At 58.3% G+C, this 14,930-nt stretch carries 10 protein-coding genes; 2 read left to right on the top strand and 8 right to left on the bottom strand.

The window, feature by feature from the left end; all coding sequences use genetic code 11:
- Window positions 1-192: 192 nt before the first annotated feature.
- The 5 genes from pqiC to rlmKL are packed head-to-tail and all read right to left on the bottom strand — an operon-like array spanning window position 193 to window position 7,714.
- Window positions 193-774, bottom strand: a complete 582-nt coding sequence (gene pqiC, locus RTM13_RS04430) for a membrane integrity-associated transporter subunit PqiC (protein WP_312210455.1) — start codon at window positions 772-774, stop codon at window positions 193-195.
- A complete protein-coding gene (gene pqiB, locus RTM13_RS04425; protein ID WP_312210453.1) occupies window positions 771-2,411 on the bottom strand; it encodes an intermembrane transport protein PqiB in 1,641 nt (546 codons plus the stop codon). The genes pqiC and pqiB overlap by 4 nt, the downstream gene beginning before the upstream one ends.
- 3 nt (window positions 2,412-2,414) lie before the next feature.
- On the bottom strand, window positions 2,415-3,668 hold the full coding sequence (pqiA, locus tag RTM13_RS04420) for a membrane integrity-associated transporter subunit PqiA (protein ID WP_312210452.1): 1,254 nt from the start codon (window positions 3,666-3,668) through the stop codon (window positions 2,415-2,417).
- 14 nt (window positions 3,669-3,682) lie between these two features.
- Window positions 3,683-5,590 carry an ABC transporter ATP-binding protein gene (locus tag RTM13_RS04415; RefSeq protein WP_312210450.1) on the bottom strand — a complete coding sequence of 636 codons (1,908 nt, stop codon included), beginning with the start codon at window positions 5,588-5,590 and terminating at the stop codon, window positions 3,683-3,685.
- 15 nt (window positions 5,591-5,605) lie between these two features.
- Window positions 5,606-7,714, bottom strand: a complete 2,109-nt coding sequence (gene rlmKL / locus RTM13_RS04410; protein ID WP_312210449.1) for a bifunctional 23S rRNA (guanine(2069)-N(7))-methyltransferase RlmK/23S rRNA (guanine(2445)-N(2))-methyltransferase RlmL — start codon at window positions 7,712-7,714, stop codon at window positions 5,606-5,608.
- A 99-nt stretch (window positions 7,715-7,813) separates the two neighbouring features.
- Between rlmKL and RTM13_RS04405 the strand changes: the two genes are divergently transcribed.
- Window positions 7,814-8,923, top strand: a complete 1,110-nt coding sequence (locus tag RTM13_RS04405; RefSeq protein WP_312210447.1) for a YcbX family protein — start codon at window positions 7,814-7,816, stop codon at window positions 8,921-8,923.
- Here the strand turns inward: RTM13_RS04405 and zapC are convergent.
- The 3 genes from zapC to pepN all read right to left on the bottom strand — a co-directional run bounded on the left by zapC (window position 8,920) and on the right by pepN (window position 13,414).
- Window positions 8,920-9,456 (bottom strand): cell division protein ZapC, encoded by a 537-nt coding sequence (zapC, locus tag RTM13_RS04400; protein ID WP_312210445.1) that lies wholly within the window; start codon window positions 9,454-9,456, stop codon window positions 8,920-8,922. The genes RTM13_RS04405 and zapC overlap by 4 nt on opposite strands.
- Before the next feature lie 167 nt (window positions 9,457-9,623).
- A complete protein-coding gene (gene pyrD, locus RTM13_RS04395; RefSeq protein ID WP_312210443.1) occupies window positions 9,624-10,634 on the bottom strand; it encodes a quinone-dependent dihydroorotate dehydrogenase in 1,011 nt (336 codons plus the stop codon).
- A gap of 167 nt (window positions 10,635-10,801) precedes the next feature.
- A complete protein-coding gene (gene pepN, locus RTM13_RS04390) occupies window positions 10,802-13,414 on the bottom strand; it encodes an aminopeptidase N (RefSeq protein WP_312210441.1) in 2,613 nt (870 codons plus the stop codon).
- Window positions 13,415-13,676: 262 nt separating this feature from the next.
- On the opposite strand from pepN, the gene pncB reads away from it, so the two are divergent.
- Window positions 13,677-14,879, top strand: a complete 1,203-nt coding sequence (gene pncB, locus RTM13_RS04385; protein WP_312210439.1) for a nicotinate phosphoribosyltransferase — start codon at window positions 13,677-13,679, stop codon at window positions 14,877-14,879.
- Window positions 14,880-14,930: the final 51 nt, after the last annotated feature.

The following is a 14,930-nucleotide window of genomic DNA, read 5'->3' as shown; positions in this document are numbered from 1 at the left end:
CACGCGCAGTCAATGCACAAAATTCATACCAATGTCATAAATGTGAGATATACACAGGTTCGTTTGTACAAAAAATGTGAGCAGGCACAGGTTTATCCCCTGCCAGTAGCATAAAAAAAGCCACGCTACCGTAAACGAAAGCATGGCTTTTTAGGATTAGTTGCAGGCTGTAGTTGCAAACTTTAGTGCAGACTAGGGTAAGCGGTTTATCTCCTGGGCCATATTGCTGGCCTGCTGCGCCCACGCCTCGCCAAGCACCTTCACCATCGCGTCATAGCCATCCTGCGGCTGCGTCATCTCCACATAGAAAGGACGTTTGATCAGCGAGCCCTGGTGGTTAAGCAGCCACTCGCCGCTCACAATGACGTGCCCATCGTAACGACCATGGAAGCCGGTCACGGTGACGTTAAGGGTATCCTGTTCGCTGCCCAGCGGCTGGGAGGCCACCACCCAGCCCGGAAGATTGCGGCTGAGGTTGGCTACCAGCGAGGTACGCAGCTGCTGGTCGAGCGGACTGGCCCACAGGTTGTTACTGGCGATAACGTACTGCACGTCGCTGGTCTGGTAGACCACGCCGTTGCCAGCCAGGTAGTCCGGCACCGAGACCTGCTCGATCCACAGCTGGCGCTGCCCCTGTCCGGGGCTGGCGGCCATTATGCTCTGCGACGTGGCTACCGGCCGCGGATTTTCTGGCAGCTGATAGTAGCGAGTCTCCTCGCTGCTGCTGCATGCGCTGAGCAGCAGCACTGCCATGGCGATTATCCCTTTTTTCACTGTTTTGCCCCCTTCGGCTCAGGATCTTTTTTGCCCTTCGCCTCAAAGACCAGGGCGTTGCTCTTCTGGTTAAGGGTTTGCAGCACCGGCTGCAGCTCGCGCAGAACCTGATCCAGACGCTGCATATCCGCCACCATCTTGTTATAGGCTGCCGATCCCGGCTGGAAGCCCTGCATGCTGCGGTTCAGCTCGCGTAGCGTTTTCTGCATATCCTGCGGCAGACTCTGCACCGACTGGCTGGCGGTCAGCTTATTCAGGTTGTCCAGCGTTGCTTGCAGACGGCGCATGGTGCGCTGGCTCTCGGCAAGCGTGCCGGTTGCCTGCTCAAGCATCGGATTCAGCGGCAGGTTGTTGATCTTATCCAGCGTGTCCATCAGGCGCTGCTGGATCTGCGCCAGCCCGCTGCTAACCGTTGGAATAATACTGTAGCCGCCAAACTGGCGGATGCCGGTGATCGGCGGCGGTTTCGTGACGAAATCCAGATCCACATAGAGCGCGCCGGTGACCAGGTTACCGGTCTTCAGCGAACCGCGCAGGCCGCGCTCCAGCAGCTGAGGCAGGTTGGTAAGGATATCCGGACTTTCACCCATCTGGCTTGCAATCCGCTCTGGCTCAATGCGGATCAGCACCGGAATGCGGTAGTCCTCGTTCAATGCCTGACGCAGGCCCGGCATAAAGAACGGTACTTTGTCGACGGTACCAAGGCGCATGCCACGGAACTCCACTGGCGCGCCCGGTTGCAGGCCGCGAATAGAGTCTTTAAAGAACATCAGGAAATCTTTGTGCTCGGTGTAGAGCGACTCCTGAATGCTACGCTGGTTGTCATAGAGATCGAACTCCGTCTTCTCTGCTACCGGCTGGCCCAGGTCGTTGCCCTCGGGCACGTCAAAGCTGACGCCGCCGCCAAACAGGGTGGTCAGCGCCCCCATCTCTACGCGCATGCCCGCCGAGGTGAGATCCACGGCGATACCGCTGTCCTTCCAGAAGCGGACGTTGCTGGTCACCAGCCGATCGTTAGGCGCGTTGATAAACAGCTGATAGCTCATGGTGCGCTTCTGCGGATCGAACACGCTGGTCTCCACCGAACCAACGCGATAGCCACGGAAGAGCACCGGATCTCCCGGGGTGAGCTGGCCTGCTTTTTTGCTGTCGAGCACCACGCGAATACCTTTCGCATCCGGCGGTGCCAGCGGTGGCGAGTCCAGTAGCTGGTAATCGTCACGCACGCCGCCCTTGGTTCCCGGCTGAAGCTCAATATAGGCCCCGGAGAGCAGCGTGCCCAGCCCGCTGATCCCTTCCCTGCCGACCTGCGGCTTCACAACCCAAAATACCGTGTCGCCGTGCAGCAGCTTTTGCATATCGGCATTCAGCCGCGCCTTGATCTCAACGTGGGTCAGATCGTCGGTTAACGTCGCCGACTCCACCACGCCGACGTCAATGCTGCGGCTTTTAATAGTGGTTTTTCCCGCCTCAATGCCTTCAGCATTGGTGGTGATCAGCGTCACCTCCGGCCCCTGATGGCTGTAGTGATAAAAGAGGATCCATGCCCCGATCAACGCCGTGACAATCGGGAAGATCCATACCGGTGACCAATTTTTCACCTTCTGCACTTTGGCTTCCCCACCTTTAGTCTCCATGCTTTACGACTCCTCCTGGCTTGATTCTGGCTCACGATCCCACGACAGGCGTGGGTCGAAGGTCATAGCCGCAATCATCGTCATGATGACAACCAGCGCAAACATCAACGCGCCCATTGCGGGGTAAATATTCATTAATCCGCCCATGCGTACCAGGGCAGAGAGTACGGCGATGACGAAAACGTCAATCATCGACCAGCGGCCAACAAATTCAACCACTTCATAAATCAGATGCATGCGCTCGCTATCGCGCCTGCCGTGCCCTTTCGCATCCCAGCAGAGCCAGGCGATGGCGATCATCTTCAGCGTCGGCACCATGATACTGGCGATAAAGATCACCAGCGCTACCGGATAAGAGCCTTCGCTCCAGAGCAAGATCACCCCCGCCAGAATGGTCGAGGGCATCTTATCCCCGAGCAGATCGGTGATCATGATAGGCAGGATGTTGGCCGGTAGATAAAGCAGAATAGAGGTGACCAGCAGCGCCATCGTCAGCTGGATGCTGTTCCTGCGCCGGGCGTGGCCGTGGCTATGGCAGCGAGGACATACCGTCTGGTCGATGGGCAGCACCGCCGTGCAGGAGGCGCAGGAGCGTAGCCCCTGACGAATCCCCGGCACCCCAACCCGCAGCGGCTGGGCAAGCGCTGGTGCAGGGGCGATGTCGTCCCACAGCCAGCGCTTATCGACACACTGAAACGCGCGCAGATGCAAAATACAGAAGAGGCACCAGGGTATGAAGCTGCTGCCAACGCCGAGATCGCCATAGGCCAGCAGCTTCACGAAGCTGACCAGCACCCCGGCAAGAAAGATCTCCGCCATCCCCCAGTTTTTCAAAATAAAGAAGATGCGGGCCAGAGCGCGTTTCAGGCCATCGGGTAGCGGAACCTGGTTCACCAGCAGGATAACGGTGACCAGGCAGAACGCGGGCACAAACTGGACAAAGAGTAAGAAGAAGGTGCCGAGGCTGGCATAATCCTCCGAGAACATGACGCCGGGGATCTCCATCAGCGTCACTTCACTGGTGACCCCTGCCACCTTCATGTAGACAAAGGGGAAGAGGTTAGCCAGCGCCAGCATAAACAGCGCCACCACCGAGTAGGCCAGCGGGCGCTGCCGGGGAGCATCCCAGCGGGTGGTCAGCGTATGGCCGCAGCGCGGACAGGTTGCCTTATGCCCGTGCGCCAGCGGTGGCAGCGCCACCAGCAGGTCGCACTGCGAACACAAAATGTGTCGGGCATCATGATGTTGTTCGCACATGCGCACTCCCTGAATTACGTCGCGTTTTTAAGCGCCTCAAGCTGCTCCCACCGCTCAAAAGCCTCTTCCAGCGCCTGCTCAGCGGCGGCCATCTCGTCTAACACCTTTTGCGTCTGCTCATGGGGCTGGCTGAAAAAGGCCCCGTCAGCAACCTGCGCCTGCAGTGCGGTGAGATTCGCCTCCAGCTCTTCAAGCCGTTGTGGAAGCTGCTCAAGTTCCCGCTGCAGGTTATAGCTTAGTTTGCTCCCGCCGCGTTTGACAGTTTCTGCTTTTGCCGCCGGGGCGTCGGTCACCTTTTTAGTAACAGACTGTTTTTGCGCCTGAGAGGCAGCCTGCTGGCCTCGCGCATCCTGATAGCCACCCACGTAGCGGCCAATCCGCCCCTGGCCTTCAAAGATCCAGCACTCGGTCACGGTGTTATCGACAAATTGACGATCGTGGCTTACCAGCAGAACCGTACCCTGGTAGCCATCAATTAGCTCTTCCAGCAGCTCGAGGGTTTCAACGTCGAGGTCGTTGGTCGGTTCATCGAGGATCATCAGGTTGCTGGGCTTGAGGAACAGACGCGCCAGCAGCAGGCGGTTACGCTCCCCGCCGGAGAGTGCCCGTACCGGGGTCATCGCCCGTTTCGGGTGGAACAAGAAGTCCTGCAGGTAGCCCAGCACGTGGCGCGGCTTACCGTTGACCATTACCTCCTGCTTGCCCTCGGCGAGGTTATCCATCACCGTCCGATCCGGATCCAGCTCCGCACGGTGCTGGTCAAAGTAGGCTACTTCCAGCTTGGTACCGATATGAATACGCCCGCTGTCAGCCTGCAACTGGCCTAGCATCAGCTTCAGCAGCGTGGTTTTACCGCAGCCGTTCGGGCCAATCAGGGCAATTTTATCGCCACGCTGGACCTGGGCGGAGAAATCGGTAACCAGCTTTTTGCCGTCCACGCCGTAGTGCACGTTCTCCATCTCAATGACGATCTTGCCGGAGCGGGCGGCCTCTTCAACCTGCATCTTCGCGCTGCCCATCACCTCACGGCGTTCGCTGCGCTCGCGTCGCATCGCCTTCAGGGCACGGACGCGCCCTTCGTTGCGGGTACGACGCGCTTTAATGCCCTGACGGATCCACACCTCTTCCTGCGCCAGCTTGCGGTCAAATTCGGCGTTCTGTAGCTCTTCAACCCGCAGCGCCTCCTCTTTCTCCAGCAAATACTGGTCGTAGTTGCCCGGGTAGGTAACCAGCTTGCCGCGATCGAGATCGACAATGCGCGTTGCCATGTTGCGGATAAACGAACGGTCGTGGGAGATAAAGATAATCGTCCCGTTGAAGGTTTTCAGGAACCCTTCCAGCCAGTCGATGGTTTCGATATCCAGGTGGTTGGTCGGTTCGTCCAGCAGCAGCACGCGCGGGTTGCTTACCAGCGCACGCCCCAGCGCCGCCTTACGCAGCCAGCCGCCGGAGAGCGACGCCAGCGCCATATCGGCTTCCAGACCCAGCTGGGCCAGCACCTCGTTGATGCGGTTTTCCATCTGCCAGAGACCGTAGTGATCCAGCAGCTCTTGCAGGCGCGCCATCTCGTTGAGGTTTTTTTCGCTCGGATCGCTCATAACCAGATGGGAGATCTCATGATAACCCTTGAGGTATTCGGCCTGCTCCGAGATCCCCTCGGCAACAAAGTCGTAGACGCTACCGGCAACGTTACGCGGTGGATCCTGCTGCAGGCGCGCCACGACCAGATCCTGCTCATAGACGATACGGCCATCGTCCAGACCCTGCTCACGGTTGAGGATCTTCATCAGGGTGGATTTACCCGCGCCGTTACGTCCGACCAGGCAGACGCGCTCGTTGTCTTCGATATGAAGCTCGGCGTTGTCCAGAAGCGGCGAGTCGCTGAACGACAGCCAGGCACCGTGCATACTGATTAATGACATCTTGTTCTATTCCTCTCAGGCTGCGGTAATCAGCCAGCAGTTATGGATCTGACGGTTGCGGGCGAAGTCCTGCGACTGCGTTTTTTGGGTGATATCTTGTGCTTTCAGCCCCAGCTCAGCCAGCCCGTCGTGGTCCATGCGGAAACCGCGTTTGTTGTTTGAGAACATAATCGTGCCGCCTTTGCGCAGCATCCGTTTTAAGTCTTTCATCAAGCTCAGGTGATCGCGCTGCACGTCAAACGCTTCTTCCATTCGCTTGGAGTTGGAGAAGGTCGGCGGATCGATAAAGATCAGATCGAACTGCTCGTCGGTCTCCCGCAGCCAGCCCATCACGTCGGCCTGCATCAGGCGATGCTGGCGACCGGTGAGGCCGTTCAGGCGCAGGTTGCGCTCGGCCCACTCCAGATAGGTGCGTGACATGTCAACCGTGGTGGTCGACGCCGCCCCGCCGAGCCCAGCATGCACGCTGGCGCTGCCGGTGTAGGAGAAGAGGTTGAGGAAATCTTTGCCTTTGCTCATCTGGCCGAGCATTCGCCGGGCGATACGGTGGTCAAGGAACAGGCCGGTATCCAGGTAGTCGGTCAGGTTGACCCACAGGCGGGCGTTGTACTCGCTCACCTCCATGAATTCGCCCTTCTCGTTCATCTTCTGGTACTGGTTCTTGCCTTTCTGGCGCTCGCGGGTCTTCAGCACCAGCTTGTTAGGCGCGATCCCCAGCACCGCGATGGTGGCGGCAATAACATCCAGCAGGCGCTGACGGGCTTTCTGCGCATCGACGGTTTTCGGCGGAGCGTACTCCTGTACCACCACCCAGTCGGCGTAGCGGTCTACCGCCACGTTATAATCCGGCAGGTCGGCATCATAGAGGCGATAGCACTCGATCCCCTCCTGGCGCGCCCACTTCTCCAGCTTTTTGACGTTTTTGCGCAGGCGGTTGGCGTAATCTTCCGCCATGCCGCTGGCCTTGATATCACCGAAGTTTTCCGCAATGGAGTAGTTTTTCTGCACGCACTCCAGCGGACCGTTTTTGGCTTTAAACTGACGGTCGGCGCGCAGCTGCAGGCAGCTGAGCAGCTCCGGCGAGGCGCTGAACAGAGAGACGTTCCAGCCGCCGAAACTGTTTTTCAGCGTGCGGCCCAGCAGGCTATGCATGGCGATCAGCGCCGGTTCGCTCTCAAGACGCTCACCATACGGCGGGTTGCTGAGCACTGTACCGTGCGGCCCTTCCGGCAGCGGATTGGTCAGCTGGGCGACGTCTTTGACGTTAAAGTCGATCAGCTCGCCGACGCCTGCGCGACGGGCGTTGCTGCGGGCAATATCGATCACCCGGGGATCGCTGTCGGAGCCGTAGAAGCGCGAGCCGTAGTCTGCCAGCCCGCGACGGGCGCGGGTCTGCGCCTCGGCCTTAACCTCTTTCCACAGCGCGTCGTCGTGCTGCGCCCAGCCGCTAAAGCCCCAGTTCTGGCGGTGCAGGCCCGGCGCACGATCGGTAGCGAGCATCGCCGCCTCAATCAGCAGGGTACCGGAGCCGCAGAGCGGATCGAGCAGTGGCGTACCCGGCTGCCAGCCGGAGCGCATGACTACCGCCGCTGCCAGGGTCTCTTTCATTGGCGCAAGCCCGGCCCGGTCACGATAACCGCGCAGGTGCAGACCGTCGCCGCTGAGATCGAGGGCAATATGGGCGGTCTCTTTATTCAGCCAGACGTTGATACGCATATCTGGCTGCTCACGATCGACGTTCGGGCGCTCCATATTTTTACGCGTGAAGCTGTCGACGATGGCGTCTTTTACCCTCATGGCACCATACTGGCTGTTGCGGATCTCCTCATTCAGCCCGCTGAAGTGTACGGCAAAGGTTGCGCCGGGGTTGAAAATCTCCGTCCAGTCAATCGCCTGCACGCCCATATAGAGATCAAGGTCGCTGTAGACCTTGCACTCGTTCAGCGGCAGAATAATGCGCGAAGCCAGGCGACTCCACATCAGGCTCTGGTAAATGAGCCGGGTGTCCCCCTCAAAATGGACACCGCCCTGAACCACCTGGGCGTGCTGCGCCCCGAGGTTTTCCAGTTCAGTTTTTAACAGCTCTTCCAGCCCACGGGCCGTACTGGCAAACAGAGAATTCATATCGTCACTTTTACTCGCAGAAAATTGTTGCGCATTATAGCCAATATAAGTTGGATGTCATAAAGTTGAGACCCTATTTTCACACCCATGGAGGGCGCAGTGGCTATCCTGTCGCGGCTTTTTATTCATCCGGTCAAATCGATGCGCGGAATTGGCCTCACGCACGCCCTGGCCGACATCAGCGGTCTGGCCTTTGACCGCATCTTTATGGTTACTGAACCCGACGGTACCTTTATTACCGCCCGCCAGTACCCACAGCTGGTGCGTTTTATTCCGTCGCCGCTGCATGACGGCCTGCATCTCACCGCGCCCGATGGCAGCAGCGCGCTGGTCCGCTTTGCTGATTTTATCAGCGACGCCGCACCGACGGAGGTATGGGGAAACCATTTTACCGCATTAATCGCTCCCGCGGCGATCAACCAGTGGCTGAGCGGCTTTTTTAATCGCGAGGTGCAGCTGCGCTGGGTAGGACAAGAGCCGACCCGCCGCGTGAAGCACTTTGAGAGCGTGCCGCTCTCCTTTGCTGACGGCTTCCCCTACCTGCTCACCAACGACGCCTCGCTGCGCGATCTGCAGAGCCGCTGCCCGGCCAGCATCCAGATGGAGCAGTTTCGCCCGAACCTGGTGGTGACCGGAGCGCAGGCGTGGGAAGAGGATACCTGGAAAACCGTGCGCATCGGCGAGGTTATCTTTGATGTGGTTAAACCCTGTAGCCGCTGCGTATTTACCACCATCAGCCCCGAGCGCGGACAGAAGCACCCGGCGGGTGAGCCGCTGCATACCCTGCAACAGTTCCGCACCGCGGTTGATAATGGCGACGTCGATTTCGGCCAGAACCTGATTGCCCGCAACAGCGGCGTGATCCGCGTCGGTGATGAGGTGAGCGTGCTGGCGAGCGGTCCGGCGCGAGTCTATAGCGCAGGCGAGCCGGTCGAGACGCTGGAGGTTGAGAAGCAGGCAGCCTCGACGGTGACCATCGACTGGCAGGGAGAGCGCTTTACGGGGAATAACCAGCAGGTGCTGCTTGAGCAGCTGGAGAGCCAGGGGATCCGTGTGCCCTACTCCTGCCGGGCCGGGATCTGTGGCTGCTGCCGCGTACGTCTGGTGGAAGGAGAAGTCAGCGCCCTGAAGCAGTCCGCCATCGGCGACGACGGCACCATCCTGAGCTGCAGCTGCATTCCTAAAACGCCGCTGGTGCTGGAACCTTAAACTGCCTGCTCCAGGCTGAACATCTGGGGCAGCGGTCGCATACGATCGTTCATGATCTTGATCGCGTCACCGAGCTGCATCGTACGTCCGGCAATCACCACGCCGGGCTGTGCCAGCAGGCAGAGGGTGGCGTTATCACCCGGCTCCACCACCAGCAGGTTCACCTGCTCTGCGGTATCGCTAAGCCAGACGCTGGCGGCTTCGCCCAGCTCCGGCTGCCAGCTGTCGCCGTAGGAGTGGAAATGCCAGCTTTTTGGCATCTGCGGCTTCAGGAAGCGGATCGCTACCAGCGCATTCAGCACCAGCTCGGCCCGCTGCTCCCGGGAGAGGTCAAACTCGCGGCTGCGCTCCTCAAAGGAGAAGTAGAGCGCGGCGTCATCTACGCAAAAACCGGAAGGAGCGAACGCGTCCGGCGTCAGCATCCGACGGGCGTAACGGGAGCGAAACAGCATCCCATTGGCGAGATCGAGCATCATTCGATCGTGCTCTTCGTCGTAATACCAGCGCCAGTTATCGTCAGGTTTGATTCGCATTTTCCTCTCCGCTCCCCCTCAAGCGTCCTGCTGCTTTTGTGTCCGTTGCTAGCGTTCCGCTTACCACAAAAAGTCAATAATGAGAACGTTTAATAAACAACATCGAGGGGAATATAAAACAACCAGGGACGGAAATAAACCCCTGGTTAACATTTAGACGCAAAGGATTAGATATGGTTAACGATTTCTTTAATCAGCGGCGGGCCTTTAAATATAAAGCCGGAATAGATCTGCACCAGCGTTGCCCCGGCGGCGATTTTCTCCCGCGCGGCGATAACGGAGTCGATTCCGCCGACGCCAATAATCGGCAGTTGACCATTCAGCTCCTGCGCCAGACGGCGAATAATTTCGGTACTCTTTAGCTGCAGTGGGCGACCGCTTAAGCCACCGGTCTCATCACAGTGCCGCATTCCCTGCACCAGCCCTCTTTCAAGCGTGGTATTGGTAGCAATAACACCATCGATATTATGGCGAACCAGGCTGTCAGCCACCTGAATTAACTCCTCAACGGAGAGATCGGGGGCAATTTTCACCGCCACAGGGACATATTTATGGTGAATATTCTGCAGCTCGCGCTGCTTATTTTTAATGGCAGAGAGCAGATCGTCCAGCGCCTCACCGTATTGCAGCGAGCGGAGACCTGGGGTGTTTGGCGAGGAGATGTTAATCGCGATATAGCCCGCATAGGGATAGACTTTATCCATACAGATCAGATAGTCATCTTTACCCTGCTCCACCGGCGTATCTTTATTTTTGCCAATATTAATTCCCAGCACGCCGTCAAAATGGGCTTTTTTGACGTTCTCCACCAGGTTATCCACGCCGAGGTTATTGAACCCCATGCGGTTAATTAACCCCTCGGCCTCGACCAGACGGAAGATACGCGGCTTATCGTTGCCCGGCTGCGGGCGCGGGGTCACGGTACCAATTTCAATAGCGCCAAAACCCATGGCACCCAGCGCATCAATACACTCGCCGTTTTTATCCAGACCCGCTGCCAGGCCAAGCGGATTCTTAAAGGTCAGCCCCATGCAGGAGACCGGCTTTTGCGGCACGTTCTGGCGTACCAGCGCGGCTAAAGGGGTGCCGGAAATACGGCGTAACTGCTGAAACGTAAATTCATGAGCGCGCTCGGGGTCGAGCTGGAAAAGGGCTTTACGAACGAAGGGGTAGTACATGAACTCTCCTGGATTCCCGGTGTGCAAACCGGGGGCGTATTATGTGCGATTGCGATGCTAAAGGGAATTGACCTGGGGCAATTAATTCAGATAAAACGCAAACGATTTCCTGGAGAGAGGCAATAAAGGGGGAAAAACCGGGCAGCAGGCTGCTGCCCGGCGATTTATCAGGCCAGCGCCTTAGCGATCTTCTCGTAGAGATCGCCAGAGAGGTTTTCCAGGCCTTTCAGTTGCTCCAGCGCCGCACGCATCTGCGTCTGGCGTCCTTCATCGTAACGTTTCAGGCGGATCAGCGGCTCAATCAGACGCGACGCCACCTGCGGGTTACGGCTGTTAAGCTCGGTCAGCATCTCTACCATGAAACGGTAGCCGCTGCCGTCTTCAGCGTGGAACGCCGCCGGGTTGCTGCCGGCGAATGCGCCAATCAGCGAGCGAACGCGGTTCGGGTTGCTGAGAGTAAAGGAGCGGTGGTTAAGCAGGCCACGCACGGTCTCCAGCACGTTGCTGGCCGGGCTGGTGGCTTGCAGAATAAACCACTTGTCCATCACCAGACCATCCTGATGCCACTTATCGTCATACTCCTGCATCAGCGTATCGCGGCACGGCAGCTGCGCCGCGACGGCAGCAGAGAGCGCCGCCAGCGCGTCGGTCATGTTGTCCGCAGAGTGATACTGCTGGGTAACCAGAGTATCGCCCAGCTTAACGTCGCCAAACGCCAGGTAGCGCAGACAGGTGTTGCGCAGCGAGCGCTTGCCGATATCCGCATGCTCAACCCGGTAGGCGTCGAGCTTGTGGGCGTTGTAGACCGCAAGGAACTCGTCGGAAAGCTCGGTTGCCAGGGTGCGGGTTAGCGCCTCGCGGACGGCAACGATCGCTACCGGATCGATGATATCGAACAGCTCGGCCATTTCGCCTGCAGACGGCAGGGTCAGGATCTCTGCCGCCAGGGCCGGATCGATGTCGGCATCCAGCAGGATCGCCCGGAAGGCGTCGGCTACGTGCAGCGGCAGCGACAGCGGCTGACCCTGCTGGTGACGGGCCACGTTCAGCTTGATATAGGTCGCCAGCAGGCTCTGAGCCGCGTCCCAGCGGGAGAAGTCGTTGCGCGCATGGCGCATCAGGAACGTCAGCTGCTGATCGCTCCATTTATACTCCAGCTTCACTGGGGCGGAGAACTCGCGCAGCAAGGAGGGCACCGGCTGGAAATAGACCTTATCAAAGACAAAGGTCTGCTCCTCCTGGGTGACGTTGAGCACGTGGTGCACCGGGTGTCCCTCTTTTTGTAGCGGGATGACCTGGCCTTCGTTGTCGTACAGCTCAATATCAAACGGAATGTGCAGAGGCAGCTTCTCTTCCTGCTCGGCCGTCGGCGGCGTGCGCTGGCTGATGGTCAGGGTATACTGCTCGGTCTCTGGGTTGTAGTCGTCGCGGACGCTCACAATCGGTGTACCGGACTGACTGTACCAGCGGCGGAAATGGGAGAGATCGACGTTGGAGGCATCCTCCATCGCCTGGACAAAGTCGTCGCAGGTGGCGGCGCTGCCGTCGTGACGCTCAAAGTAGAGCTGCATCCCGCGCTGGAAGTTCTCTTCGCCCAGCAGGGTATGCAGCATGCGGATCACCTCAGACCCCTTCTCATACACCGTCAGGGTATAGAAGTTGTTCATCTCGATCACTTTGTCCGGGCGGATCGGGTGCGCCATCGGGCTGGCATCTTCCGCAAACTGCAGGCCGCGCATGGTACGCACGTTGCTGATGCGGTTCACCGCGCGGGAGCCGAGATCGGAGCTGAACTCCTGATCGCGGAACACGGTCAGCCCCTCTTTCAGGCTGAGCTGGAACCAGTCGCGGCAGGTGACACGGTTACCGGTCCAGTTATGGAAGTACTCGTGGCCGATAACCCGCTCAATGTCGAGGTAGTCTTTATCGGTGGCGGTATCGGTGCGGGCCAGCACATATTTGGAGTTAAAGACGTTAAGACCCTTGTTCTCCATCGCCCCCATGTTGAAGAAATCGACGGCGACAATCATATAGATGTCGAGATCGTACTCGAGACCAAAACGCTCCTCGTCCCACTTCATGGAGTTTTGCAGGGAGGTCATCGCCCACGGAGCGCGGTCAAGGTTGCCACGATCGACAAACAACTCCAGCGCCACCTCGCGGCCGGAGCGGGTGGTATAGGTGTCACGCAGCACGTCGAAATCACCGGCTACCAGCGCGAACAGGTAGCAGGGTTTCGGGAACGGATCCTGCCACTGTACCCAGTGACGGCCATTCTCCAGATCGCCCTCGCCTACGCGGTTGCCGTTGGAGAGCAGGAACGGATATTTACTCTTATCGGCGATGATTTTGGTGGTAAAGCGTGCCAGTACGTCCGGGCGGTCAAGGTACCAGGTGATATGACGGAAACCTTCGGCCTCACACTGGGTGCAGAGCGCTTCCCCTGACTGGTAAAGCCCTTCCAGCGCGGTGTTAGCGGCCGGGCTAATCTCGTTGACGATGCGCAGGGTAAAACGATCCGGCAGATTATTGATAACCAGCGCACTCTCTTCAATCTGATAATCTGACCACGGCTGACCATCCACGTGAAGGGAGACGAGAGTTAAATCTTCGCCATTAAGACGTAAAGGCTCGGCCGCTGCGCCCTGGCGGGAAATTTTGCTTTCAGCCGTGACGACGGTTTTAACAGCATCAAGATCGAAAGTCAGGTCAATGTCGCTAATCAGGTAATCTGGCGCACGGTAGTCGTGGCGGTATTTGGCTTGGGGCTGTTGAGTCATAAAAAACCTTTAGCATCTCAGTATGGTAACAGCTCAGTCTATTCCTGTTGCCCGGTTCGCGCCATGCGCAATAGTTATCTTTTCAGGGTAAAAAGCGCTGTTTGCTACATTTTGATAACAGGGGCACAAAATGCCCTCGACCATCTCACGCTGTTATGTTGTGATCCAGGTTCATTAAACCGATAATCAGGGTATACTCCTGCGTCTTTATCTGCTTTGGCTTTGATGGAAACGCTCAAGTGAGAGGATGCTACGGCGCACCATGACACAACTCGCTACCCCTATTCTGCAAACGCTGCTGGATACCGACGCCTATAAACTGCATATGCAGCAGGCGGTGTTTCATCAATATTATGATGTCCACGTGTCAGCAGAGTTTCGCTGCCGGGGCGACGACCTGCTGGGCATCTATGCCGATGCTATCCGCGAGCAGGTAGAGGCTATGCAGCACCTGCGCTTGCAGGATGATGAATACCAGTGGCTCTCCGGCCTCCCCTTCTTCCGCGCCGACTATCTCGACTGGCTGCGGGCGTTCCGCTATGACCCAGGCCAGGTGGTGATTACCAACGACCAGGGCAAGCTCTCTATTCGTCTCGCTGGCCCCTGGCGCGAGGTGATCATGTGGGAGGTGCCGCTGCTGGCAGTGATTAGCGAGGTGGTACACCGCTACCGCTCGCCGGATGCCGGCGTTAGCGAAGCGCTATCCACCCTCGAAGAGAAGCTGGCGAATTTCTCTCAGCTCACTGCCGGGCTGGATATGTCCCGCTTCCGCCTGATGGATTTCGGCACCCGCCGCCGCTTCTCCCGCGACGTACAGCAGGCCATCGTTGAGCGCCTGCAACGGGAGCCGTGGTTTGTTGGCACCAGCAACTACGATCTCGCCCGCCGCCTGGATTTGACCCCGATGGGTACCCAGGCGCACGAGTGGTTCCAGGCGCACCAGCAGATCAGCCCCGAACTGGCGACCAGCCAGCGCGCCGCCCTTGCCGCCTGGCTGACGGAATACCCGGACCAGCTAGGGATCGCCCTGACCGACTGCATCACCATGGACGCTTTTCTGCGCGACTTCGGTCCGGAGTTTGCCTCCCGCTATCAGGGCCTGCGCCACGACTCTGGCGATCCGGTTGAGTGGGGCGAAAAAGCGATTGCCCACTATCAAAAGTTGGGTATCGATCCGCTCAGCAAGGTGCTGGTCTTCTCGGACAACCTCGACCTGAAGAAAGCGTTGGATCTCTATCGCCACTTCTCCCCCCGGATCAATCTGAGCTTTGGTATCGGCACGCGCCTGACCTGCGATATCCCTCAGGTGAAGCCGCTGAATATTGTCATCAAGCTGGTGGAGTGTAACGGCAAACCAGTGGCAAAACTCTCCGATAGTCCGGGTAAAACCATCTGTCACGATAAAGCCTTTGTTCGGGCGCTGCGCGAAGCGTTCGATCTGCCGCAGGTTAAAAAGGCCAGCTAATCCGTGCAGGGAGCCGCTTCGGCTCCCTTTTCCTTATTAATTTCTTATTTC

The sequence above is a fragment of the Pseudescherichia sp. genome (genome assembly GCF_031979925.1).
Classification (GTDB): Bacteria; Pseudomonadota; Gammaproteobacteria; order Enterobacterales; family Enterobacteriaceae; genus Pseudescherichia.
Note: the sequence above shows the minus strand (reverse complement) of the source record. Positions and strands in the feature narration are given on the sequence as shown.

What these genes read in the sequence shown, in the direction of transcription:
- pqiA (WP_312210452.1), bottom strand. Translation starts at nt 3,668, where the DNA reads ATGTGCGAACAACATCATGATGCCCGACACATTTTGTGTTCGCAGTGC.
- pqiB (WP_312210453.1), bottom strand. Translation starts at nt 2,411, where the DNA reads ATGGAGACTAAAGGTGGGGAAGCCAAAGTGCAGAAGGTGAAAAATTGG.
- RTM13_RS04415 (WP_312210450.1), bottom strand. Translation starts at nt 5,590, where the DNA reads ATGTCATTAATCAGTATGCACGGTGCCTGGCTGTCGTTCAGCGACTCG.
- pepN (WP_312210441.1), bottom strand. Translation starts at nt 13,414, where the DNA reads ATGACTCAACAGCCCCAAGCCAAATACCGCCACGACTACCGTGCGCCA.
- zapC (WP_312210445.1), bottom strand. Translation starts at nt 9,456, where the DNA reads ATGCGAATCAAACCTGACGATAACTGGCGCTGGTATTACGACGAAGAG.
- rlmKL (WP_312210449.1), bottom strand. Translation starts at nt 7,714, where the DNA reads ATGAATTCTCTGTTTGCCAGTACGGCCCGTGGGCTGGAAGAGCTGTTA.
- pncB (WP_312210439.1), top strand. Translation starts at nt 13,677, where the DNA reads ATGACACAACTCGCTACCCCTATTCTGCAAACGCTGCTGGATACCGAC.
- pyrD (WP_312210443.1), bottom strand. Translation starts at nt 10,634, where the DNA reads ATGTACTACCCCTTCGTTCGTAAAGCCCTTTTCCAGCTCGACCCCGAG.